21 protein-coding genes are annotated in these 23,117 nt (G+C 70.5%); 13 read left to right on the top strand and 8 right to left on the bottom strand.

Translation table 11 applies throughout. The features are described 5' to 3' along the window. From uvrC to BR85_RS06685, 9 genes are all read left to right on the top strand, one after another. Complete coding sequence (gene uvrC, locus BR85_RS06725) at positions 1-1,902, top strand: excinuclease ABC subunit UvrC (RefSeq protein WP_028495842.1); 1,902 nt, start codon at positions 1-3, stop codon at positions 1,900-1,902. A 24-nt stretch (positions 1,903-1,926) separates the two neighbouring features. Then, complete coding sequence (gene rapZ / locus BR85_RS06720; RefSeq protein WP_028495841.1) at positions 1,927-2,808, top strand: RNase adapter RapZ; 882 nt, start codon at positions 1,927-1,929, stop codon at positions 2,806-2,808. 41 nt (positions 2,809-2,849) lie between these two features. Further along, the gene (whiA, locus tag BR85_RS06715) at positions 2,850-3,827 is read left to right on the top strand and encodes a DNA-binding protein WhiA (RefSeq protein ID WP_028495840.1); all 978 of its coding nucleotides are present in this window, start codon (positions 2,850-2,852) and stop codon (positions 3,825-3,827) included. 144 nt (positions 3,828-3,971) lie between these two features. Continuing rightward, on the top strand, positions 3,972-4,598 hold the full coding sequence (locus tag BR85_RS06710; RefSeq protein ID WP_028495839.1) for a superoxide dismutase: 627 nt from the start codon (positions 3,972-3,974) through the stop codon (positions 4,596-4,598). A 103-nt stretch (positions 4,599-4,701) separates the two neighbouring features. Then, positions 4,702-5,706: a type I glyceraldehyde-3-phosphate dehydrogenase gene (gap, locus tag BR85_RS06705; protein WP_028495838.1), complete on the top strand. Its 1,005-nt coding sequence runs from the start codon at positions 4,702-4,704 to the stop codon at positions 5,704-5,706. A 5-nt stretch (positions 5,707-5,711) separates the two neighbouring features. Continuing rightward, positions 5,712-6,926, top strand: coding sequence for a phosphoglycerate kinase (locus BR85_RS06700; protein WP_028495837.1), 1,215 nt, complete (start codon positions 5,712-5,714; stop codon positions 6,924-6,926). Beyond that, complete coding sequence (gene tpiA, locus BR85_RS06695) at positions 6,917-7,705, top strand: triose-phosphate isomerase (protein WP_028495836.1); 789 nt, start codon at positions 6,917-6,919, stop codon at positions 7,703-7,705. Before BR85_RS06700 ends, tpiA begins: the two co-directional genes overlap by 10 nt. Positions 7,706-7,805: 100 nt before the next feature. Further along, a complete protein-coding gene (gene secG, locus BR85_RS06690) occupies positions 7,806-8,054 on the top strand; it encodes a preprotein translocase subunit SecG (RefSeq protein WP_028495835.1) in 249 nt (82 codons plus the stop codon). Further along, positions 8,054-8,410 (top strand): RNA polymerase-binding protein RbpA, encoded by a 357-nt coding sequence (locus tag BR85_RS06685; RefSeq protein ID WP_028495834.1) that lies wholly within the window; start codon positions 8,054-8,056, stop codon positions 8,408-8,410. The genes secG and BR85_RS06685 overlap by 1 nt, the downstream gene beginning before the upstream one ends. Before the next feature lie 23 nt (positions 8,411-8,433). Here BR85_RS06685 and pgl read toward each other — a convergent pair whose 3' ends face one another. The 6 genes from pgl to tkt are packed head-to-tail and all read right to left on the bottom strand — an operon-like array spanning position 8,434 to position 16,546. After that, a complete protein-coding gene (pgl, locus tag BR85_RS06680) occupies positions 8,434-9,213 on the bottom strand; it encodes a 6-phosphogluconolactonase (RefSeq protein ID WP_028495833.1) in 780 nt (259 codons plus the stop codon). Between the two features lie 7 nt (positions 9,214-9,220). Continuing rightward, positions 9,221-10,153 (bottom strand): glucose-6-phosphate dehydrogenase assembly protein OpcA, encoded by a 933-nt coding sequence (locus tag BR85_RS06675; RefSeq protein WP_028495832.1) that lies wholly within the window; start codon positions 10,151-10,153, stop codon positions 9,221-9,223. After that, positions 10,150-11,700, bottom strand: a complete 1,551-nt coding sequence (zwf, locus tag BR85_RS06670; protein ID WP_028495831.1) for a glucose-6-phosphate dehydrogenase — start codon at positions 11,698-11,700, stop codon at positions 10,150-10,152. The genes BR85_RS06675 and zwf overlap by 4 nt, the downstream gene beginning before the upstream one ends. A 12-nt stretch (positions 11,701-11,712) precedes the next feature. Next, a complete protein-coding gene (locus BR85_RS06665) occupies positions 11,713-13,332 on the bottom strand; it encodes a glucose-6-phosphate isomerase (protein ID WP_028495830.1) in 1,620 nt (539 codons plus the stop codon). Next, positions 13,329-14,453, bottom strand: coding sequence for a transaldolase (gene tal / locus BR85_RS06660; RefSeq protein WP_028495829.1), 1,125 nt, complete (start codon positions 14,451-14,453; stop codon positions 13,329-13,331). The genes BR85_RS06665 and tal overlap by 4 nt, the downstream gene beginning before the upstream one ends. Further along, on the bottom strand, positions 14,450-16,546 hold the full coding sequence (tkt, locus tag BR85_RS06655; protein WP_028495828.1) for a transketolase: 2,097 nt from the start codon (positions 16,544-16,546) through the stop codon (positions 14,450-14,452). Before tkt ends, tal begins: the two co-directional genes overlap by 4 nt. Before the next feature lie 202 nt (positions 16,547-16,748). Here tkt and BR85_RS06650 point away from each other — a divergent pair, with 202 nt between their 5' ends. Then, positions 16,749-17,675: a heme o synthase gene (locus tag BR85_RS06650; RefSeq protein WP_028495827.1), complete on the top strand. Its 927-nt coding sequence runs from the start codon at positions 16,749-16,751 to the stop codon at positions 17,673-17,675. 611 nt (positions 17,676-18,286) lie between these two features. Here BR85_RS06650 and BR85_RS15660 read toward each other — a convergent pair. Beyond that, a complete protein-coding gene (locus tag BR85_RS15660; protein ID WP_028495826.1) occupies positions 18,287-18,703 on the bottom strand; it encodes a hypothetical protein in 417 nt (138 codons plus the stop codon). 112 nt (positions 18,704-18,815) lie between these two features. Further along, positions 18,816-19,937, bottom strand: a complete 1,122-nt coding sequence (locus tag BR85_RS06640; RefSeq protein ID WP_028495825.1) for a COX15/CtaA family protein — start codon at positions 19,935-19,937, stop codon at positions 18,816-18,818. Positions 19,938-20,179: 242 nt separating this feature from the next. Here BR85_RS06640 and sufB point away from each other — a divergent pair, with 242 nt between their 5' ends. Genes sufB through BR85_RS06625 form a run of 3 tightly spaced genes read left to right on the top strand, consistent with a single transcriptional unit; the run spans position 20,180 to position 23,108 of the window. After that, a complete protein-coding gene (gene sufB, locus BR85_RS06635; RefSeq protein WP_028495824.1) occupies positions 20,180-21,598 on the top strand; it encodes a Fe-S cluster assembly protein SufB in 1,419 nt (472 codons plus the stop codon). Continuing rightward, a complete protein-coding gene (gene sufD, locus BR85_RS06630) occupies positions 21,598-22,782 on the top strand; it encodes a Fe-S cluster assembly protein SufD (protein ID WP_028495823.1) in 1,185 nt (394 codons plus the stop codon). The genes sufB and sufD overlap by 1 nt, the downstream gene beginning before the upstream one ends. Beyond that, entirely contained in the window at positions 22,779-23,108 is a 330-nt protein-coding gene (locus BR85_RS06625) for a non-heme iron oxygenase ferredoxin subunit (protein ID WP_028495822.1), read from the top strand. Before sufD ends, BR85_RS06625 begins: the two co-directional genes overlap by 4 nt. Positions 23,109-23,117 lie beyond the last annotated feature (9 nt).

Raw genomic sequence — 23,117 nt, 5'->3', positions numbered from 1 at the left:
GTGGCATCACCGCTGTCCTACAAGCCGCGGCCGGGGGAGATCCCGACCAATCCCGGCGTCTACCGGTTCCGCGACGCCGACGGCCGGGTGCTGTACGTCGGGAAGGCGAAGAACCTGCGCGCGCGGCTGTCGAACTACTTCGCCCCGCTGCACACGCTGCACGAGCGCACCCGCCGGATGGTCACGACGGCGAACTCCGTGGAGTGGACCGTCGTCGACAGCGACGTGGACTCGCTCCAGCTGGAGTACATGTGGATCAAGGAATTCGATCCGCCGTTCAACGTCCGCTACAAGGACGACAAGTCCTACCCGTACATGGCTATCACGCTCGCCGACGAGGCGCCCCGCGTCATCGTCACGCGCAACCGGAAGATCCGCGGCGCGAAGTACTTCGGCCCGTACCCGAAGGTGTGGGCCGTGCACGACACGATCGACCTCATGATCAAGGTCTTCCCGATCCGCACGTGCAGCGACGCGTCCTACAAGAAGGCGATGGCCACCGGGAGGCCGTGCTTCCCGGGGCAGATCGGCCGGTGCGGCGGACCCTGCTCGATGAAGGTGACCGTCGAGGAGCATCGCGCGATCGTCGACGACTTCGTCGCCTTCATGTCCGGCGGGGATCAGCGCTTCACGAAGGCGCTCACCAAGCGGATGAACGAGGCGTCGGCGGCGATGGACTACGAGTCCGCGGCGCTCTACCGCGACCGGCTGCAGGCGATCGACGCGGTCCTGAACCGCAGCGCGCTCGTCCTCGCCTCCGACACCGACGCCGACCTGTTCGGCATCGCCGAGGACGAGCTGTCCGCGGCCGTGCAGCACTTCGTCATCCGCGGGGGACGCGTGCGCGGCGTGCGCGCCACGACGATCGACAAGGAGCTCGACATCTCCGGCGCCGACCTCGTCGATCAGGTGCTGCAGCGCACGTACGGGGAGGCGTCCGCCGCCGACATCCCGCGCCAGGTGCTCGTCCCCGTCCTGCCCGAGGACGAGGCCGAGCTGGAGCAGTGGCTGTGCGAGCGCCGCGGCAAGCGGGTGAGCATCCAGGTGGCCCAGCGCGGGCGCAAGGCCGACCTCATGCGGACCGCGACCCTCAACGCGAAGCAGGCGCTCATGCTGCACAAGACGCGCCGCACGAGCGACTACACGGCCCGCTCGCAGGCGCTCACCGACCTGCAGGAGGCGCTGGGGCTCGAGGAGGCGCCGCTGCGCATCGAGTGCTTCGACGTCTCCCACCTCAGCGGCACCAACGTCGTGGCATCCATGGTGGTGTTCGAGGACGGGCTCCCGCGCAAGGACCAGTACCGGTCGTTCGGCGTCGCGGAGACCACCGACGACACCGATTCGATGTACCAGGTGCTGCGGCGCCGGCTCGCCTACCTCGACCGTCCGGAGGAGGACGAGGAGGAGCGCCCCGCCGATCCGATGGCCGACGGCGAGGTCGTGACGACCCGGCGCAAGCCCCGGTTCGCCTACCGGCCGCAGCTCCTCGTGGTCGACGGCGGGCAGCCGCAGGTCGAGGCCGCCGCCCGGGCGCTTTTGGATGCCGGTCACACCGAGGTCGCCCTGTGCGGCATCGCCAAGCGCCTCGAGGAGGTGTGGCTGCCGGGGGAGGAGTACCCCGTCATCCTGCCGCGCACCTCGGAGGCCCTCTACCTCCTGCAGCGACTGCGCGACGAGGCGCACCGCTTCGCGATCACGCACCAGCGCAAGCGCCGCCGCCGAGACATCACCTCGGTGCTCAGCGAGGTGCCGGGCCTGGGAGATGCGCGCATCAAGGCGCTGCTGCGGCATTTCGGCTCCGTCGCGGCGCTGAAGGCCGCCACGACGGAGGAGATCGAGGCGCTGCCCGGCGTCGGCCCGAAGCTCGCAGCGACGATCCACCAGCATCTGTCCGCCGGGTAGGCTGGACCCGGAGGAACTGGGGCGATGAGCACGGGTGACGAAGCGGCTGTCGGCGAGGTGCTGATCGTCACGGGCATGTCGGGTGCCGGCCGGACCACGGCCGCGAACGCCCTGGAAGACCTGGGCTGGTACGTCGTGGACAACCTGCCGCCGCAGATGCTGCGACCGCTCATGGACCTCACCGGCCTCGCCGTCGGCGCGCTGCCGAAGATCGCCGCCGTCGTGGACGTGCGCGGGCGCGACCTGTTCGCCCAGCTGCCGGAGATCACGCGGGCGCTGCGCGACGGCCGGCACCTGCGGGTGCTGTTCCTGGATGCCGCCGACGACGTCCTCGTCCGCCGCTTCGAGTCGGTGCGCCGCCCGCACCCGCTGCAGGGGGACGGGACGATCCTGGAGGGCATCAGGCGGGAGCGCGCGCGGCTCGCCCCCATCCGCGAGAGCGCCGATCTCATCGTCGACACGTCGCGCGACAACGTCCACCAGCTCGCGACGCGCATCATCGAGGCGTTCAGCGAAGAGGGCGCCGCGCGGCACACCGTGACCGTCATGAGCTTCGGATTCAAGTACGGCCTGCCGCCCGACGTCGACCTCGTCGCCGACATGCGCTTCCTGCCGAACCCGTTCTGGATCCCGGAGCTGAAGGCCCTCACCGGCGAGGACGAGGCCGTGCGCGACTACGTCCTCGCCCAGGAGGGGGCCCGCGAGTTCATCGACGCCTACGCCGTGGCGCTGCGCCCCGTCCTGGAGGGCTACCAGCGCGAGAACAAGCGCCAGTCCGTCGTGGCGATCGGCTGCACGGGCGGCAAGCACCGCTCCGTCGTGACGGCGCGCGAACTCGCCGAGCGCCTCGGTCAGGTGCCCGGTGTGGCCGTGCGGGTGAAACACCGCGACCTGGGTCGCGAGTAGGCTGGACCTTCGTCCCCGAACCCCCGAAGCGAAGGATCGCCGTGCCGTTGACCGCTGACGTGAAGAGCGAGCTCGCAGCCGTTCGCGACGCTCGACCCACGGCCCGGGTCGCCGAACTGACGGCGCTCCTGCGCTTCTCCGGCGGACTGCACTCCATCGCCGGACGCGTCGCCGTCGAGGCGGAGGTCGAGACCGAACCGCTGGCCCGCCGGGTGGCGCGCGACCTCATGGAGATTTACGGGGTCCGCCCCGAGCTGCACCGCGTGCAGGCGTCCGGCGGACGCGCCGGCGGGCACTTCGCCGTCCGCGTCATCGAAGGCGGGGAGACCCTCGCGCGCCAGACCGGCCTCCTCGACCAGCGCCGGCGTCCCGTGCGCGGCCTCCCCAACAAGCTCACGACGGGCGCACGCCCCGACCTCGCCGCCGTGTGGCGCGGCGCGTTCCTCGCGGCCGGATCGCTGTCCGAGCCCGGACGCAGCGCCGCCCTGGAGATCTCCTGCCCGTCCGGCGAGGCCGCGATGGCCCTCGTCGGAGCCGCCCATCGCCTCGGCATCGCCGCGAAGGCCCGCGAAGTGCGCGGCGTCCCGCGCGTCGTCGTCCGAGACGGGGAGGCCATCCGCCTCGCCCTCTCCGCGATGGGCGCCGCCCGCACCGCGGCGTCCTGGGAGGAGCTGCGTCAGCGGCGCGAAGTGCGCGCGGGCGTCAACCGCCTCGTCAACTTCGACGACGCCAACCTGCGCCGCTCCGCGCAGGCCGCCGTCGCCGCCTGCGCGCGCGTGGAGCGGGCGCTGGAGATCCTCGCGGACGAGGTCCCCGATCACCTCAAGCAGGCCGGCGAGCTGCGCCTCGCGCACCGCGACGCGAGCCTCGACGAGCTCGGCCACCACGCCGACCCGCCGCTGACGAAGGACGCCGTGGCCGGCCGCATCCGCCGTCTCCTCGCGATGGCCGACAAGAAGGCCGCCGTCGACGGCATCCCGGACACCGAGTCCGCCGTCCCCGCCGGCTTCGAGGACTGACGCCCCGCGCCGGGCTGCCGTCCGCCCCGTCGCGTTACACCCCGTCAGCGGGGGAAGCAACCCGATGCCCGCGACGTTGCCAGTCAATAGGATGACAACGTCCCCCGCCGCGATCCGTCGCGGCGCCGATAGGAAGAAGAGATCATGGCGAAGTACACCCTCCCCGAACTCACCTACGACTACGCGGCGCTCGAGCCCAGCATCAGCGGCACCATCATGGAGCTGCACCACTCCAAGCACCACCAGGCGTACGTCACCGGCGCGAACACGGCGCTGGACCAGCTCGCCGAAGCGCGCGACAAGGGCGACTTCGCATACGTGAACAAGCTCGAGAAGGACCTCGCGTTCAACCTCGGCGGCCACACCAACCACTCGATCTTCTGGACGAACCTCTCGCCCAACGGCGGCGACAAGCCGACCGGCGAGCTCGAGGCCGCCATCACCGACCACTTCGGCTCGTTCGACAAGTTCCAGGCGCACTTCACCGCGGCCGCCCTCGGCGTGCAGGGCTCCGGCTGGGCGGGGCTCTTCTGGGACTCCATCGGCCAGAACCTCATCATCCAGCAGTTCTTCGACCAGCAGTCGCAGTTCGCCGCCGGCACCGTCCCGCTGCTTCTCCTGGACGTCTGGGAGCACGCGTACTACCTCGACTACAAGAACGTCCGCGCCGACTACGTGAAGGCGTTCTGGAACATCGCCGACTGGGCCAACGTGCAGACCCGCTTTGACACGGCCCGCCAGAAGACCGAGGGCCTCCTGGTACTGTCATGATCATGGAGGCCGCCCCTGCGGGGGGCCCGCCTGGACGCCGTTGTCCATTGATTGAAACCGCAACAACCGCGCATGAGCGCACGACAAAATCAGGAGAACTTCCGTGACTGTCAAGATCGGAATCAACGGCTTCGGCCGAATCGGACGCAACTTCCTTCGGGCGGCTCTCGCGCAGGGTGCGGACCTCGAAATCGTGGCGGTGAACGACCTCACCGACAACAAGACGCTTGCGCACCTGCTCAAGTACGACTCCATCCTCGGCCGCCTCGACCAGGACGTCACCTACACGGGCGACTCCATCACCGTGGGCGACAAGACGATCAAGGTCTTCGAGGAGCGCGACCCCGCGAACCTCCCCTGGGGCGAGCTCGGTGTCGACATCGTCATCGAGTCCACCGGCCGCTTCACCAATGCCGAGGACGCCAAGAAGCACCTCGCCGGCGGTGCGAAGAAGGTCCTCATCTCGGCTCCGGCCAAGGGCGAGGACGCGACCTTCGTCATCGGCGCCAACGAGGGCGACTACGACCCGGAGACGCACCACATCATCTCCAACGCGTCGTGCACGACGAACTGCCTCGCGCCGCTCGCCAAGGTCCTCAACGACAACTTCGGCATCGAGCGCGGTCTCATGACGACGGTCCACGCCTACACGGCCGACCAGAACCTGCAGGACGGCCCGCACAGCGACCTGCGTCGCGCCCGCGCCGCCGCCCTCAACATCGTCCCCACCTCGACCGGTGCGGCCAAGGCCATCGGCCTCGTCCTGCCCGAGCTGAAGGGCAAGCTGGACGGCTTCGCCCTGCGCGTGCCGGTGCCCACCGGCTCCGCCACCGACCTCACGGTCGAGCTGTCGCGCGAGGTCACGGTCGACGAGATCAAGGCCGCGTACAAGGCTGCCGCCGAGGGTCCCCTCAAGGGCATCCTGAAGTACACCGAGGACGAGATCGTCTCCAGCGACATCGTCACCGACGACCACTCCTGCATCTTCGACGCCGGGCTGACCCGCGTCATGGGCAACCAGGTCAAGGTCGTCGGCTGGTACGACAACGAGTGGGGTTACTCCAACCGCCTCGTCGACCTCACCGAGCTCGTCGCCAGCAAGCTCTGACGACCATGGCTCTGCGCACCCTCGATTCACTGGGTTCGCTTGCCGGCAAGCGCGTCATCGTCCGTGTCGACTTCAACGTCCCCCTGAAGGACGGCGTCATCACGGACGATGGCCGCGTGCGGGCGGCTCTGCCCACGCTGAACCACCTCATCAACCAGGGCGCGCGGGTCATCGCCTGCTCGCACCTGGGTCGCCCGGACGGCGCGCCGGACGCCAAGTACAGCCTCGAGCCGGTCGCCCAGCGACTGTCCGAGCTGCTCGGCAAGCCGGTCGCCTTCGCGCGCGACACCGTCGGCCCCTCTGCCAAGGATGCCGTCGCCGCCCTGGAGGACGGCGAGATCGCCGTCATCGAGAACCTCCGCTTCAACGCGGGGGAGACCGCGAAGGACGACGCCGAGCGCGGCGCCTTCGCGCAGCAGCTCGCCGAACTCGGCGACGCCCTCGTCTCCGACGGGTTCGGGGTCGTGCACCGCAAGCAGGCGTCGGTCTACGACCTCGCCGAGCTGCTGCCGTCCGCGGCCGGCTTCCTCATCGAGAAGGAGGTCGACGTGCTCGACCGCCTCACCGAGAAGCCGGAGCGGCCGTACGCCGTCGTGCTGGGCGGTTCGAAGGTCAGCGACAAGCTGGGCGTCATCGAGCACCTCCTGCCGCGCGTGGACAAGGTCCTCGTCGGTGGTGGGATGATGTTCACCTTCCTCGCCGCACAGGGCCACAAGGTCGGCAAGAGCCTGCTCGAGCAGGACCAGCTCGACACCGTGAAGGGCTACCTCGCCACGGCGCAGGAGCGCGGCGTCGAGATCGTCCTCCCCGTGGATGCCGTCATGGCATCCGGGTTCGCCGCGGACGCCGACCATGTGGTGGCCGCCGCGGACGCGCTGGAGGACACCGCGTTCGGCGCCGACGGCATGGGCCTGGACATCGGCCCCCGGACGGCGGAGCTCTTCGCGGACGCGATCCGCGGCGCCAAGACGGTCTTCTGGAACGGCCCCATGGGCGTGTTCGAGATGCCGGCGTTCGCCGCGGGCACGAAGGCCGTCGCACAGGCGCTGACCGATGTCGACGGCCTGTCCGTCGTCGGCGGCGGCGACTCGGCGGCCGCCGTCCGTCAGCTCGGGTTCCCCGACGACCGGTTCGGGCACATCTCGACCGGCGGTGGCGCGAGCCTCGAATTCCTCGAGGGCAAGAAGCTGCCCGGATTGGAGATCCTCGGATGGCAGTGAGCAGAGTCCCGCTCATCGCGGGCAACTGGAAGATGAACCTCGACCACCTGCAGGCGGTCGCGTTCGTCCAGAAGCTGCATTGGACCCTCAAGGAGGCCAAGCACGAGGACGGCTCGGTGGAGGTGGCGGTCTTCCCGCCGTTCACCGACATCCGGACCGTGCAGACGCTCCTCGACGCCGACAAGATCCCGTTCGCCCTCGGCGGGCAGGACCTGTCGACGAAGGACTCCGGCGCCTACACGGGCGAGGTCTCCGGTGCGTTCCTGAAGAAGCTCGACTGCACCTACGTCATCATCGGTCACTCGGAGCGGCGCGAGTACCACAACGAGACCGACGAGGTCGTCGCGGCGAAGGTGCAGGCCGCGCTGAAGCACGGCCTGGTCCCGGTCATCTGCGTCGGCGAGACCGCGGCCGACCTCGAGGAGTTCGGTGCGTCGGCTGTCCCGGTCGGACAGCTCGAGAAGGCCCTCGTCGGCGTCCCGGCGGATGCCGACATCGTCGTGGCCTACGAGCCCGTGTGGGCCATCGGCTCCGGACAGGCGGCCACGCCCGAGCAGGCCCAGGACGTGTGCGCCAAGCTTCGGCAGGTCATCGGCGCCGCGCTCGGCGCCGAGGCCGCCGAGCGGACCCGCGTCCTGTACGGCGGCTCGGTCAAGTCCGGCAACATCGCGAGCTTCATGCGGGAGCCGGATGTCGACGGCGCGCTCGTCGGGGGAGCCAGCCTCCTCGCCGACGAGTTCGCCGCGATCATCCGCTTCCAGAAGCACGTCGGCGTCTGATGTGAGCGGCGCGGCCCGGGACACCGGGCCGCGCCGCCCCAGCCGGTATACTCGACCCTTGTGCGATCGGACGTGATCGCCGCGAAAGGCTTCAACGACTGTGCAGACCCTCGAGTTCGTGCTGCAGGTGCTGCTGGGCATCACCAGCCTCCTGCTGACCTTCCTGATCCTTCTTCACAAGGGGCGCGGCGGCGGCCTGTCCGACATGTTCGGCGGCGGCATGAGCTCCGCGCTGGGCTCCTCGGGTCTCGCCGAACGCAACCTCAACCGTTTCACCGTCGTGCTCGCGCTGGTCTGGTTCGTCTCGATCGTCGCGCTCGGCCTCATCACCAAGTTCCAGGGGATCTGATGGCAACCGGAGGAAATGCAATCCGCGGCACCCGTGTCGGTGCCGGTCCGATGGGCGAGCAGGATCACGGCCACCACGCCGACCGCGTCGCCGTGTCGTACTGGGATGCGCTCGGCAACGAGACCGTGCGCTACTTCGCCGCCGGCATCGCCGCGGAGGAGATCCCCGAGACGATCGACTCCCCGCACTCCGGGCTTCCCGCCGGTCGCGACAAGGAGAACCCGCCGGCGCTCGCCAAGGCGGAGCCGTACAAGACGCACCTCGCCTACGTGAAGGAGCGCCGCACCGACGAAGAGGCCGACGCGCTCCTCGAGGACGCGCTGCAGCAGCTCCGCGAGCGGCGCGGCCAGAGCTGAGCTGAGCTCAGCTGAGCTGAGGCTCAGTACTCCTGGTCGATGAGTTCGGCCGGGACCTGTGCGGCGGCGGCCTCGTCGACGAACAGGATCGTCCGCTTGCGCCCCTTGGCTCCCGCGGCCGGAACGCTCGCGTAGCTCGCGCCGGCCAGGGCCAGGCCCAGCGCCGAGGCCTTGTCGGGCCCGGACAGCACCATCCACACCCGCTTGGAGGCGTTGATCACGGGGCGCGTCAGGGTGATGCGCTCCGCCGGCGGGGCGGGGGAGTCGCGCACCGCGACGACCGCGCGGTCGGTGACCTGGATCTCGCCACGGTCGGGGAACAGCGACGCGATGTGGGCGTCGGGTCCGACCCCCAGGAAGCAGATGTCGAAGGACGGCCAGGCGCGCTCCGCAGTCCCGAACGCCGCGAGTTCGGCGGCGTACACGTCCGCGGCGCCCTCGAGGTCGAGTCCGTCGTCGGATGCCGCCATCGCGTGCACGTTCGGCGCGGGCACGTCGAGGGCGTCCAGCAGCACGCGCCGGCCCATCGCCTCGTTGCGATCGGGGCTCGCCCGCGGCACGAAACGCTCGTCGCCCCACCAGAAGTGCACCCCGGACCAGTCGATCGCGGTGCGCCCGGGGTGGGTTCCGATCGCCTCGAGCACGTGCGTGCCGATGGCGCCGCCGGTCAGCGCGACGTGCATGCGCTTGCCGTCCGCCGTGCGCTTCGCGACGCGATCGAGGAAGCGTGCCGCGACGGAGGATGCCAGGGAATCGGCATCCGGGCTGATCACGACCCGCTTCTCGGTCCAGAACTCGGCCATCTGACTCCTAGATCGTGGGGGGTCCCAAAAGCTCCCAGCCCTCGGTGATCACCCGACCATACAGGACGTCGGGATCGAGGCGGCGGAGCTCCTCGGCGAGGCATTCGCGCAGCGTCCGGCGGGGCAGGACGATGTCGTGCGAGGGCTGGCCGGGCTGCGTCAGCGTCGCGTCGATGTCGTTGCTGCGCTCGAGGACGACGTCGCCCGAGGCCCGCACGAGACGCACGCTCTTGATGCCGTGGTCCCAGACGTCGCTGCGTGCGTACCGCCATGTGACGTCGACGTCGAGCTTGAGGCGCAGCCAGGCGGCCAGCAGCCCCGTCGACGGGGAGCTGCCCGCGCCGACGACCTCGACATCGGTCACGGGGTCGTACGGCGGCTGGTCGAGGACGGCGGCCAGCTGCTCGCGCCAGTGCGTGAGACGGGTCCACGCGAGGTCGGTGTCGCCGGGCGCGTAGGAGGGGCCGAGGCGGGACAGGCGGTCCTTCGCGTACGGCTTCGTGGCGGCATCCGTGATGCGGCGCTGCGCCATCCGCCCGACCGGCGACTGCGCGGGCCGGGCCGGTGGCTCGTCCGGCCACCACGCCACGACGGGGGCGTCGGGCAGGAGAAGGCCGGTGACGAGGCTCTCCTCGTTGCTCGCGGCCTCGCCCTTGGCGCGGAGCACGATGACCTCGCTCGCGCCGGCGTCGCCGCCCACGCGGATCTGGGCGTCGAGCTTCGCCTCGCCCTCCGGGTCGCACATCAGCACGATGACGCGCATGGGGTGCTCGCGGGAGGCGTCGTTGGCCGCCTCGATGGCATCCTCCTGCAGGCCGTGGGTCGTCACGATGACGAGCGTCAGCACGCGGCCGAGCGCGACGGCGCCGCCCTCCTCCCGCACGTTGACGAGGGAGCGGGCGATCTTCGACACGGTGGTGTCGGGCAGATCGACGATCACGGGCGCCTCCAGACGCGGCCGTCGCGGGCCAGAAGTTCATCGGCGGATGCGGGACCCCACGAGCCGGGGGAGTACTGCTCGAGCGGACCGCCCTGCGCCGCCCAGTACTCCTCCACAGGATCGAGGATCTTCCAGGACAGCTCGACCTCCTCGTGCCGCGGGAACAGCGGCGGGTCGCCCAGCAGGACATCGAGGATGAGACGCTCGTACGCCTCCGGGCTCGATTCGGTGAACGCGTGACCGTACCCGAAGTCCATCGTGACGTCGCGCACCTCGGTCGCAGCGCCGGGGACCTTGGAGCCGAACCGGATCGTGACGCCCTCATCCGGCTGGATGCGGATCACAAGGGCGTTCTGGCCGAGCTCGAGGGTCTGGCTGCGCAGGAAGAGATGCTGCGGGGTGCGTTTGAAGACGACGGCGATCTCCGTGACGCGACGGCCCAGGCGCTTCCCGGTGCGCAGGTAGAACGGCACGCCCGACCAGCGACGCGTCGCGATCTCGAGCTTCACGGCCGCGTAGGTCTCGGTGTGCGAGTCGGTGTCCATGCCGTCCTCGGCGAGGAACCCGGTGACCCGCTCGCCGCCCTGCCACCCACCGGCGTACTGACCGCGCGCGGTCGCGGTGGACAGGTCCTCGGGCAGCCGCACGGCGGCGAGGACCTTCTCCTTCTCGGCGCGCAGGTCCTTCGCGTCCAGGGAGATGGGCTCCTCCATGGCCGTGAGGGCGAGGAGCTGCAGGAGGTGGTTCTGGATGACGTCGCGCGCCGCGCCGATGCCGTCGTAGTAGCCGGCGCGTCCGCCGACGCCGATGTCCTCGGCCATCGTGATCTGCACGTGGTCGACGTAGTTGCCGTTCCAGATCGGCTCGTACAGCTCGTTCGCGAAGCGCAGGGCCAGGATGTTCTGGACCGTCTCCTTGCCGAGGTAGTGGTCGATGCGGAAGATCGAGTCGGAGGGGAAGGCCACCTCGAGGGCGTCGTTGAGTTCACGCGCCGACTGCAGGTCGCTGCCGAACGGCTTCTCGATGACGACGCGCCGCCAGCTCTCGCCGTCGTCGGCCGTGTCGTCGACCAGCCCGGAGTCCTTCAGCTGCTTCGCGACGATGGGGAAGTCCTTCGGCGGGATCGACAGGTAGTAGGCGTGGTTGCCCATCGTGCCGCGTTCCACGTCGAGTCGCTCCACGGTCTCCCGCAGGCGCCGGAACGCGTCCGGGTCGCCGAACTCGCCGGAGACGAAGCGGATGCCCTGCAGCAGCTGCCCCCACGTCTCCTCGCGGAACGGCGTGCGGGCGTTCTGGCGGACCGCGTCGTACACGACCTTCGCGAAGTCCTGGTCCTCCCAGTCGCGGCGCGCGAAGCCGACCAGCGCGAAACCGGGAGGCAGGAGCCCGCGGTTGGCGAGATCGTAGACGGCGGGCATGAGCTTCTTGCGCGACAGGTCACCCGTCACGCCGAAGATGACCAGCGCGCTCGGACCGGCGATGCGGTTCAGGCGGCGGTCACCGGTGTCGCGCAGCGGATTGCGCCCGCGCGAGATCTCGACAGTCATCTGGGGGAACTCCTACTGTGCCGCTTCGAAGAGCGTCAGGACGTCGGCCTGCGGGTCGGTGAGGGTGAGGGTGACGACGGGGCGCCCGTGTGCGGCGAGCACTTCGGCGTCGCCCGCGGCCTGCGCGCGGATGAGCTGCCCGAACGTGAACGGGCGTCCCGGGATCTCCAGGTCGACGTCAGTCGATTCGAGGATCTGCAGGAACACGCCGTGCGCCGGACCGCCCTTGTGGTACTGACCGGTGGAGTGCAGGAAGCGGGGACCCCAGCCGAACGTCGTCGGACGACCGGAATCGGCGGCGACGAGCTCGCGGAAGCCGGACAGCTGCGGCACGGCGACGCGGTCGACGTACGCCTGGACGGCGACGTACCCGTCGGCGGGCACGGCGCGCCACAGCGCGTCGAGGACCCCGGCGAGGGTGCCGGAGGCGGCGAGGGCAGGGTCGGTGACCCGCACCTCGACGCCGTTCTCCGTGAACGCCGGTGCGCCCGGGGCGGGTGCGGCCTCCAGCATCCCGCGCGTCGCGGTCTTGGCGGACTCGACGTCGGGCTGGTCGAACGGGTTGATGCCGAGCACGCGACCCGCGATCGCCGTGGCGTACTCCCACACGACGAACTGGGCGCCGAGGGATCCGCTGACGAGCACCTCGTCGGGGTGCTGCTCGAGGATCTGGAAGTGCTGCGCGTCGTCGACGAGGCGGACGATCTGCAGGTCCGCGGGCGTCTGCTCGACCTCGGGGGAGACCGGCAGCAGGACGACCGGGAGGATGCCGGTGCGCATCTTGCCCGTCGACTCCGCGACGAGCTGCTCGATCCAGTCCGGAAGCCCCACGATGTGGGTGCCGTCGCTGACGAGCCCCATCTTGTCGCGGCGCGGCGCGCCGCCGGCGATCGCGGCGGCGAGCACGAGAGCAGGGTTCTTCGGGTCGTCGATGGCGACCTCGAGGAGCGTCGCCTCGGCCTCGTCGAGGAGTTCGGCGATGTCGACGCCGGCGAGACCGGCCGGGACGAGGCCGAACGCGGTGAGCGCCGAGTAGCGCCCGCCGACGGCGGGGTCGGCGTGGAACACGCGATACCCGGCGGCCTGGGACGCCTCATCGAGCGGCGAGCCCGGGTCGGTCACGACGATGATCCGCTCCGCGGGGTCGATGCCGAGGTCGCTCCAGGCGGCCTCGAACGCCCGCTTGGCGGAGTCGGTCTCGACGGTGGAGCCGGACTTCGACGCGACCACGAGGACCGTCCTGTCGAGGCCGCCGCTCTCGGCGTCGCCGTCGAGGGCCGCGAGGACCTGTCCGGGGGCCGTGGAGTCGAGGATCACGAGGGGCACGCCGGCGGTCGCGGCGATCACCTCGGGCGCGAGCGAGGAGCCGCCCATGCCCGCGAGGACGATCCGCGTGAGGCCCTGGGCGACGAGCTCCGCGCGCAGCGCGGCGATCTCCGCCACGAGCGGACGGGACACCGAGACGGCCTCCACCCACCCGAGCCGGCGTCCGGCCTCCTCGGCGGCGGCGGGACCCCACAGGTCCGCGTCGCCGGCGGTGATGCCGCTTGCCACGAGGCTCGCGACGAGCCCCGGCAGAGTCTGATCGACGACGTCCTTGACGTGGCCGGAGACGTGGATCTCGAAGCTCAACGTGCGCCCTCGGGCGCCGACTGCAGCGCAGCCGTGACGGTGCCCTGCAGGTCGTGCCACGAGGCGATGAACTTCTCGACGCCCTCGTCCTCGAGCAGCTGGGTGGCGTCGACGAGGTCGATGCCGACCGCGGCGAGGCCGTCGAAGACGGCGTGCGCGTCGGCGTAGTTCCCGGTGACCGTGTCACCCGTGACGACGCCGTGGTCGAAGGTCGCCTCGAGCGTCTTCTCCGGCATGGTGTTGACGGTGCCGGGCGCGACGAGCTCGGTCACGTAGAGGGTGTCGGGCAGGTTCGGGTCCTTGACGCCCGTCGAGGCCCACAGCGGCCGCTGCACGTTCGCACCGGCATCCGTCAGCGCGGTCGCGCGGGCGTCGGCGAACTTCTGCTCGAACAGCTCGTACGCGAGGCGGGCGTTCGCCACACCGGCCTTGCTCTTCAGGGCCAGCGCGTCCTCGGTGCCGATCGCCGTCAGGCGCTTGTCGATCTCGGTGTCGACGCGCGACACGAAGAAGGAGGCGACCGAGTGGATGCCGGACACGTCGTGGCCGTTCGCCTGCGCCTGCTCGATGCCGGCCAGGTACGCGTCGATGACGGCGGCGTAGCGCTCGAGGCTGAAGATCAGCGTGACGTTGACGGAGATGCCTTCGGCGAGGACCGCCGTGATGGCCGGAAGGCCGGCCTTCGTCGCGGGGATCTTGATGAGCGTGTTCGGGCGGTCGACCTTCGCCCACAGCTTCTTCGCCTCGGCGACGGTCGCGTCGGTGTCGTGCGCGAGGTCGGGGGAGACCTCGATCGACACGCGACCGTCGACGCCCGCCGTGGCGTCGTACACCGGGCGGAACAGGTCGGCGGCGTCGCGCACGTCCTCCGTGGTCAGTTCGAAGATCGCCTCATCGACGTCGGCCCCGCGCGCCGACAGGGCGGCGATGCGCTCGTCGTACGAGTGGTCGGCGGTGTTGCCGATCGCGCCCTGGAAGATCGTCGGGTTCGTCGTCACGCCGACGACATCCCGTGTCGCGATGAGCTCGGCGAGGTTCCCCGACTCGATGCGCGCGCGGGACAGGTCGTCGAGCCAGATGCTGACGCCGGCGTCGGACAGTGCCTTGGTGGGGGTGCTCATGAGTTCTCCTTGACAGTGGCGCGTGCGGCCTCGACGACCGCGTCGGCGGTGACGCCGAACTTCTCGAACAGGGTCTTGTAGTCGGCGGATGCGCCGAAGTGGTCGATTCCCACGGACACGCCGCGGTCGCCGACGACGCCGCGCCAGAGGCCCGTGGCCCCGGCTTCGACGGAGACGCGTGCCGTGACGGATGCCGGGAGCACCTTCTCGCGGTAGGCGGCGTCCTGCTCCGCGAACCACTCGAGCGACGGAGCCGACACGACGCGGGCGTTGACGCCCTCGGCGCGGAGGGTCTCCCGCGCCTCGACGGCCAGCTGCACCTCGGAGCCGGTGGCGATGAGGATGACATCCGGCGTGCCGCCGGGGGCTTCGGCGAGGATGTACGCGCCGCGGGCGACTCCGGCGGTGGAGGCGAACGTGTCGCCGTCCGCGTCGCCCTCGCCGCGGGCGAAGACCGGGATGTTCTGGCGCGTGAGCGCGATGCCGGTCGGGCGCCCGTGCCGGCGGAGGATCTCGAGCCACGCCGCCGCCGTCTCGTTCGCGTCGGCCGGGCGGACCACCGTGAAGTTCGGGATGAGGCGCAGGGTCGCGAGCTGCTCGATGGGCTGGTGGGTGGGGCCGTCCTCGCCGAGCGCGACGGAGTCGTGCGTCCAGACGAAGATCGACGGGACGTCCATGAGCGCTGCCAGTCGCACGGCGGGGCGCATGTAGTCGCTGAAGATCAGGAACGTGCCGCCGAACGCGCGCGTCGGACCGTGGAGCACGATGCCGTTGACGATGGCGCCCATGGCGTGCTCGCGGATGCCGAAGTGCAGGACGCGGCCGTACGGGTCGCCGGACCACTCGTGCGTGGACCACTCGGCCGGGATGAAGCTCTTGCCGGACTTGATCGTGGTGAGGTTCGACTCGGCGAGGTCGGCTGAGCCGCCCCACAGCTCGGGGAGCTGCTCGGCGAGGGCGTTGATGACCAGACCGCTCGCGGCGCGCGTCGACACGTCCTTGCCGGCCTCGAACGACGGCAGGGCGCCGTCGATGTCGGCGGGGAGCTCGTGGGCCTGGACGCGGTCGAGGAGGGCCTTGCGCTCGGGGTTCGCCGCAGCCCAGGCGTCGAAGGACTTCTGCCACGCGGCGCGGGCCTCGGCGTCGCGGTCGGCGAGCCCGCGCGTGCGCTCCAGGACGTCGTCCGCGACGACGAAGGTCTGCTCGGGGTCGAAGCCCAGGACCTTCTTGGTCGCGGCGAGCTCGTCGCCGCCGAGGGCGGAGCCGTGGATCTTGCCGGTGTTCTGCTTGCCGGGGGAGGGCCAGCCGATGATCGTCTTCAGGATGATGAGCGACGGCTTCGCGGTCTCGCCCTGCGCCGCCTGGATCGCGGCGTGGAGCTCCGCGACATCCTCGACGTACTCGCCGGTCTTCTTCCAGTCCACCGTCTGCACGTGCCAGCCGTAGGCCTCGTAGCGCGCCGCGACGTCCTCGGTGAAGGCGACGTTGGTGTCGTCCTCGATGGAGATCTGGTTGGAGTCGTACAGCGCGATGAGGTTGCCGAGCTGCTGGTGGCCGGCGAGGCTCGAGGCCTCGCTCGTGATGCCCTCCTGCAGGTCTCCGTCACCCGCGATGACGTACACGAAGTGGTCGAACGGGCTCTCACCGGCCTCCGCCTCCGGGTCGAACAAGCCGCGCTCGTAGCGGGCCGCGTACGCGAAGCCGACGGCGGAGGCGAGGCCCTGGCCGAGCGGGCCGGTCGTGATCTCGACGCCGGCCGTGTGGCCGTACTCCGGGTGGCCGGGCGTCTTCGAGCCCCACGTGCGCAGGGACTTCAGGTCGTCGAGCTCGAGACCGAACCCGCCCAGGTAGAGCTGCACGTACTGCGTCAGGGAGGAGTGTCCCGCGGAGAGGATGAAGCGGTCGCGGCCGAGCCAGTCGGTGTCGGTCGGGTCGTGGCGCAGCACCCGCTGGTACAGCAGGTAGGCCGCGGGAGCGAGGCTCATCGCGGTGCCCGGGTGACCGTTGCCCACCTTCTCCACGGCGTCCGCCGCGAGGATCCGGGCGGTGTCCACCGCGCGTCGATCGATCTCGTCCCACTGCAGCTCTGACACTCGGTCGCCTTTCGTCTGGGGATGTGCGCCCGATGCGGGCCGGATCGCGGCCTCAGGAGGAGGGGACCGGCGCGGGCGCGCAGATGCCCCTCAGCATAACGAGTCGGTATGCGCGACGGGTCATGGATGGCGTCGCGTGACGCCGATCCCTCCGGAGCGGATGCCATAGACTGGACAGGACCGATCAACAGCGGCGGGGGCGATGGACATCACGACGACGCGCGAGGTCGAGCACGCCTCGACACGCCAGTCCCTGGGCCGTACCGTCCGCGCGTACGTCGCGCTGACGAAGCCGCGGGTCCTCGAGCTGCTGCTCGTCACGACGGTTCCGGTCATGATCCTCGCGGCCGGCGGACTGCCTGACCTGTGGCTGGTCCTCGCGACCGTCATCGGCGGCTCGATGAGCGCCGGCTCGGCCGCGTCGTTCAACATGTACCTCGATCGCGACATCGACGCGCACATGCACCGTACCGTGAACCGGCCGCTGGTCACGGGGGAGGTCACTCCGCGCGGCGCGCTCATCTTCTCCTGGACGCTCGCCGTGGCATCCACGGTCTGGCTGCTCGTGACGACGAACTGGCTCGCGGCGGCGCTCAGCGCGTTCGCGATCTTCTTCTACGTCGTGATCTACACGATCCTGCTGAAGCGCCGCACCGAGCAGAACATCGTGTGGGGCGGCATCGCGGGCTGCTTCCCGGTCGTCATCGGCTGGTCGGCCGTGACCGGCTCGCTCAGCTGGGCGGCCCTCATCCTCTTCCTGCTGGTCTTCCTGTGGACGCCGCCGCACTACTGGCCGCTGTCGATGAAGTACAAGGGCGACTACGCCGAGGTCGACGTGCCCATGCTCGGCGCGACGCGCAACGGCTCGCAGGTGGGGCTCCAGGTCATCCTGTACGCGTGGGCGACCGTGGCATCCTCGCTGCTGCTCATCCCGGTGGCCGGCATGGGCCTCGTCTACTCGGTGACGGCGGTCGTCTTCGGCGCCTGGTTCATCTACGAGGCTCACGTGCTCTACAACCGCGCCGTGCGCGGTGCCGACACCACCGCCATGCGGGTCTTCCACGCGTCGATCACCTACCTCACCCTCGTGTTCGTCGCGATCGCGGTCGACCCGCTGCTGCCCTTCTAGCGCCGGGCACCCTGGCGCGGCCGTTGCCGTGCTGCCGCGACCTGATGTGACCCGCGCCGGACCCGGGACCTGAGTGGCTCGCGTTCGCTGCCCAGGTTCAGTCGCGCCGAAGTGCGGGTGCGGGGTGCGAGCACCCGCGATTCGGCGCGGGTGAGTGCCGGGGTGGCCGTTCGTCCGCGCTGAATGGCGGGTCGGATGCCGCGACACCCACACTTCAGCGCGGTCGAACGCGGCGGCGGGGAGCGCAGCGCGATGGGCGTGGGGCGGGCAGGCGCGAGCGGCGCCGCCTTCGGCGCCCGTGTTCACTCGCGTCGAAGTGCGGGTGCGGGGTGCGAGCACCCGCCATTCGGCGCGGGTGGGCGAAGAGGCGGCGCGGTTGAGCACGGCGGCGGGGAGCGCAATGCGGGGAGCGCAATGCGGGTGCGCGGCGGCGGGGGAGCGCGGCGCGAGCGCGCGCGACGGGTGAGCGCCACGCGGCGGGTGAGCGCCACGCCGCGGGCCGGCGGGACGCCGCGGCGCGAAGCCGTCAAGACAGCACCGCGCCGCATCCGGGGACCCGAGGCTGGGCCTGGGTCCGGGATGCGGCGCGGTGCGACGCTGACGCGGGGACGTCAGCGGGTGACGGGGGTCTCCGCGACCTCGGTGTCCGCGGCGGGAGCCGGCGCGACGACGGTCTCGGCCGGCGCCTCGGCGACGGGCGCGACGGGAGAGGTCGCCTCGACGGGCTCGTCCCACGCGGCGGCCTCGATGACCTCGACGGTGGGGGCCGGGGCGAAGGCGCGCAGTGCGCCGAGCGTCAGGGCCAGGGCCAGGCCGATGAGGCCGACGCCGATGAGGATGGCGCCGAGAACGCCCCACACCTGTCCGGCGTAGACCTCGACACCGGTCGCGGTGCCGTCGGTGAGGGTCGTGACCATGGTGCCGATGTTGGTCGTCAGGACGTACGAGCCGACGCCCACCGAGGCGAGCGATCCGGCCACGAGTAGCCAGAACGGGATGCTGCGGGTCAGACGGGGGCGGGGGTTCATGTGGTTCTCCTTGATGGTTGGGGTGGCCGTGCGGCGGCGCAATGCGTCCGCGGCCGGCGGAACGGCATCCGGATACTCTTGCGGTCCCGTCCGTGCGGGGCCGATGCGTCGCCTATGAAACGACTGTGGACGCGTCGTCGGTCGACGGCGCGGAGAGGACGCCGATCGGCGCCTTCAGATTCAGGATGACGACGGTCATCGCCGCCGCCGACAGGGAGGCGAGCACCATGTGGATGCCGACGAGGAGCTCGGGCAGCCCCTCCCGGGCCTGCCACACGCCGACGACGATCTGCACGGCGACGGCGGCGACGAGGACGAGCAGCCAGCGCCGCACGGGCAGGCGTCGCGCCCACGCGACGACGGTCAGAACGGCCACGAGCGCCGCCAGGATGTAGCCCGGCCAGGCGTGCACGTGCGCGAGGAACGTCGCGTCGAAGCCGTTGCGGATGACATCCTCGTCACCCGAATGCGGCCCGTTGCTCGTGGTCAGCACGCCGAAGAAGATCGTCGCGGCGAGGGCGAGCGTCGTGACGTGGGCGAGGATCGCGAACCAGGACGGCACGGCCCGCTCGCGGGGCCCGGGGACGGCGGCGAGACGCACCAGATACGCGGCGGTCACACAGACGAGCAGCAGCGACGCGGTGTAGTGGAAGCCCACGACGAACGCGTTGAGGTCGCTGACGACGGCGAGGCCCCCGACGACGGCCTGCGCCATGACGCCCGCCAGGACGATCCACGCCAGCACGAGGAGGTCGCGGCGGCGCTCCGTTCGCCGCACCGAGTCGACCATGGCGGCGAGGACTGCGAGCAGCAGCGCGCTCGAGAACCCGAACGCCCCGAGGCCCACCGGGTTCGCCACGACGTAGGCGCCGACGCCCAGCACGATGCCGCCCGCGGCGAACCACAGCGCGCGGGTCACGAGGCGCCGCCCCGCGAAGGCCGCGATCGTGAGCAGCAGCACGGCCAGGGCGATGATCCCCACGACGCCGGTCATCAGACGGTTGCCGAACTCGATGAGCCCGTGGATGCCCTGGGCCTGCAGCGGGACGAGCGAGTCCGGCGTGCAGAGCGGCCATTCCGTGCAGCCCAGCCCCGACCCGGTCAGGCGCACGGCGCCGCCGGTGCCGATGATGACGACCTCGGCGACGAAGGACGCCCACGCCAGGATCCGCAGCGGTCGGCCGACCCGGTCCGGGCGGTGGGCCGAGCGGGGTGCGGTCTGCGCGAGGGTCATGCGCGGGTCCTCCTGTGTGTCGCCCCTGCGTCCACGGAGCGGCCACGCCGCGGGCAGACGTTGCCTGTAGACTTGAGGGGTTGTGACGACGGCGCGCGCGGCGTGCCGGGTCCACCCCAAGTCTAGGCGCGTCGTCAGCGCCACAAGAGCGGCCCTGCAAGCGGCATCCCACCCGCGGAACTCCACGAGGGACAGGGAATGCCGGGACGGTTGACACCGTTGCGGCCTAGAGGAGGTAAACGATGTCGGATGTGCTCATCGACCGTCCGGAGCTCGCAGGCCTGGGGGTGTACGAATTCGGCTGGCACGATGCCGACGCCGCCGGGTCCAGCGCCCGCCGCGGTCTCAGCGAGGGTGTCGTGCGCGACATCTCGGCCCTGAAGTCCGAGCCGGAGTGGATGCTGAAGACCCGTCTGAAGGGCCTGCAGCTGTTCGGCCGCAAGCCGATGCCGACGTGGGGCGCCGATCTCTCCGAGATCGACTTCGACAACATCAAGTACTTCGTGCGCTCCACGGAGAAGCAGGCGCAGTCCTGGGAGGACCTCCCGGACGACATCAAGAACACGTACGAGAAGCTCGGCATCCCCGAGGCGGAGCGTTCGCGCCTCGTCTCCGGTGTCGCGGCCCAGTACGAGTCCGAGGTCGTCTACCACCAGATCCAGAAGGAGCTGGAGGACCAGGGCGTCATCTTCATGGACACCGACACGGCCCTGCGCGAGCACCCCGAGTTCTTCGAGGAGTACTTCGGCAGCGTCATCCCCGCCGGCGACAACAAGTTCGCGGCGCTGAACACCGCCGTGTGGTCGGGCGGGTCGTTCGTCTACGTGCCGCCGGGCGTGCACGTCGAGATCCCGCTGCAGGCCTACTTCCGCATCAACACGGAGAACATGGGCCAGTTCGAGCGGACGCTCATCATCGCCGACGAGGGTTCCTACGTGCACTACATCGAAGGGTGCACGGCCCCGATCTACAAGTCCGACTCGCTGCACTCCGCCGTCGTCGAGATCATCGTGAAGAAGAACGCCCGCGTGCGCTACACGACGATTCAGAACTGGTCGAACAACGTCTATAACCTCGTCACCAAGCGCGCCGTCGCCCACGAGGGCGCGACGATGGAGTGGGTCGACGGCAACATCGGCTCGAAGGTCACGATGAAGTACCCGTCGATCTTCCTGATGGGGGAGCACGCCAAGGGCGAGACCCTCTCGGTCGCCTTCGCCGGTCCCGGGCAGCACCAGGACGCCGGCGCGAAGATGATCCACATGGCGCCGTACACGCAGTCCTCCATCGTCTCCAAGTCGATCGCCCGCGGCGGCGGCCGCGCAGGCTACCGCGGCGAGGTCCGCGTCGACGCCAACGCGCACCACTCCGCCAACACCGTCCGCTGCGACGCGCTGCTGGTCGACTCGATCTCGCGCTCCGACACGTACCCGTCGATCGACATCCGCGTCGACGACGTGCAGCTCGGCCACGAGGCCACCGTCTCGAAGGTCAGCGAAGAGCAGCTGTTCTACCTCATGAGCCGGGGGATGCCGGAGGCCGAGGCCATGGCCATGATCGTGCGCGGGTTCATCGAGCCCATCGCGCGCGAACTGCCGATGGAGTACGCCCTCGAACTCAACAAGCTCATCGAGATGGGCATGGAAGGATCCGTCGGCTGATGACGACAGCGACCCCGGCCCCCGCGCGCGTCGCGGAGGGCCACATCGACCCTGCGGCGGCATTCGTCCCCGTCCAGACCCGCTCGGAGCGTCCCTGGTCGTTCGAGCCCGCCGATTTCGGCGCGCCGACCGGCCGTGAGGTGAACTGGAAGCACACGCCCGTCGCGCGTCTGCAGCAGCTCTTCGTCGACGAGGCGGGACCGCACGACGTCATCGGCGTCGACGTCACCGCCCCCGCGGTCGTCGAGCAGCGCCGTCTGCGCGTGGGCGAGGCGCCGCGCGGCGAGGTCTTCCGCCCCGAGGACCTGCCGAGCGCGATCGCCTGGGCGCAGGAGGAGTCCGCGCCCCTCATCAGCATCCCGGCGGGTGTCGAGCTCGACGAGCCCGTCATCATCCGCCTCACCGGCACCGGCGGCCTCGCGCACGCGCACGTCGTGATCGAGGCGCAGGCGAACGCCCGCGGCGTCGTCGTGATCCGGCACGAAGGCACCGCCGTGCACGCCCAGAACGTCGAGATCATCGCCCGCGAGGGCTCGGCGCTCACCGTCATCTCCCTGCAGCGCTGGGACGACGACGCCGTGCACGCCGGCGCGCACCAGGCCCGCGTCGACCGCGACGCGACCCTGACCCACGCCGTCGTGAGCCTCGGCGGCGGCGTCGTGCGGATCAACCCCTCCGTGGAGCTCGCCGGCGACGGCGCGCACGGCAAGCTGTACGGCCTGTCGTTCGCCGATGCCGACCAGCACCTGGAGAGCCAGGTCTACCTCCACCACAAGGGCCGCCACACCGTCGGCGACGTCCTGTACAAGGGCGCCCTGCAGGGCGCCGGCGCGCGCAGCGTCTGGATCGGCGATGTGCTCATCGGCCCCGACGCCACCGGCACCGACTCCTATGAGGCGAACCGCAACCTCGTCCTCACCGACGGCGCACGCGCGGACTCCATCCCGAACCTCGAGATCCAGACCGGCGACATCGTCGGTGCGGGGCACGCGAGCGCGACCGGCCGGTTCGACGACGAGCAGCTCTTCTATCTGCAGGCGCGCGGCATCTCCGAGGACGAGGCCCGCCGTCTCGTCGTGCTCGGGTTCCTGACCGAGATCGTCCAGAAGCTCGGCATCCCTGCGCTGGAGGACGAGCTGACCGCTGCCATCGAGGCGGAACTCGCCCAGGAGGTTGACGCATGACCGCGCAGAAGGTGCTCACCATGGGCGACCTGCAGCAGGACACGCCTGTGCGGGTCGAGGTCGACGGCGTGCCCATCGCCGTCGTGCTCGATTCCAACGGCGACGTGCACGCGATCGGCGACACGTGCACGCACGGCGACATCTCGCTCTCCGACGGGTTCGTCGAGGGCGACACGCTGGAGTGCTGGGCGCACGGCTCCGCGTTCTCGCTGCGAACCGGACGCCCCCTCAACCTCCCGGCGTACGAGCCGGTCCCCGTCTACGAGGTCACGATCGACGGCGATGACGTGCTCATCGACCCCGCCGTGACCAAAGTTGTGAACTGAAGAAGGAAG

The organism is Microbacterium sp. UNCCL10, from assembly GCF_000746195.1.
Lineage (GTDB): Bacteria > Actinomycetota > Actinomycetes > Actinomycetales > Microbacteriaceae > Microbacterium > Microbacterium saccharophilum.
Note: the sequence above shows the minus strand (reverse complement) of the source record. Positions and strands in the feature narration are given on the sequence as shown.

Bases quoted from the DNA above. Each gene is read 5' to 3' on its own strand.
- tal (WP_028495829.1), bottom strand. From the start codon at position 14,453: ATGAGCACCCCCACCAAGGCACTGTCCGACGCCGGCGTCAGCATCTGG.
- pgl (WP_028495833.1), bottom strand. From the start codon at position 9,213: ATGGCCGAGTTCTGGACCGAGAAGCGGGTCGTGATCAGCCCGGATGCC.
- zwf (WP_028495831.1), bottom strand. From the start codon at position 11,700: ATGACTGTCGAGATCTCGCGCGGGCGCAATCCGCTGCGCGACACCGGT.
- BR85_RS06710 (WP_028495839.1), top strand. From the start codon at position 3,972: ATGGCGAAGTACACCCTCCCCGAACTCACCTACGACTACGCGGCGCTC.
- sufB (WP_028495824.1), top strand. From the start codon at position 20,180: ATGTCGGATGTGCTCATCGACCGTCCGGAGCTCGCAGGCCTGGGGGTG.
- BR85_RS06625 (WP_028495822.1), top strand. From the start codon at position 22,779: ATGACCGCGCAGAAGGTGCTCACCATGGGCGACCTGCAGCAGGACACG.
- tpiA (WP_028495836.1), top strand. From the start codon at position 6,917: ATGGCAGTGAGCAGAGTCCCGCTCATCGCGGGCAACTGGAAGATGAAC.
- BR85_RS06685 (WP_028495834.1), top strand. From the start codon at position 8,054: ATGGCAACCGGAGGAAATGCAATCCGCGGCACCCGTGTCGGTGCCGGT.
- sufD (WP_028495823.1), top strand. From the start codon at position 21,598: ATGACGACAGCGACCCCGGCCCCCGCGCGCGTCGCGGAGGGCCACATC.
- BR85_RS06640 (WP_028495825.1), bottom strand. From the start codon at position 19,937: ATGACCCTCGCGCAGACCGCACCCCGCTCGGCCCACCGCCCGGACCGG.
- BR85_RS15660 (WP_028495826.1), bottom strand. From the start codon at position 18,703: ATGAACCCCCGCCCCCGTCTGACCCGCAGCATCCCGTTCTGGCTACTC.
- rapZ (WP_028495841.1), top strand. From the start codon at position 1,927: ATGAGCACGGGTGACGAAGCGGCTGTCGGCGAGGTGCTGATCGTCACG.
- BR85_RS06650 (WP_028495827.1), top strand. From the start codon at position 16,749: ATGGACATCACGACGACGCGCGAGGTCGAGCACGCCTCGACACGCCAG.
- BR85_RS06700 (WP_028495837.1), top strand. From the start codon at position 5,712: ATGGCTCTGCGCACCCTCGATTCACTGGGTTCGCTTGCCGGCAAGCGC.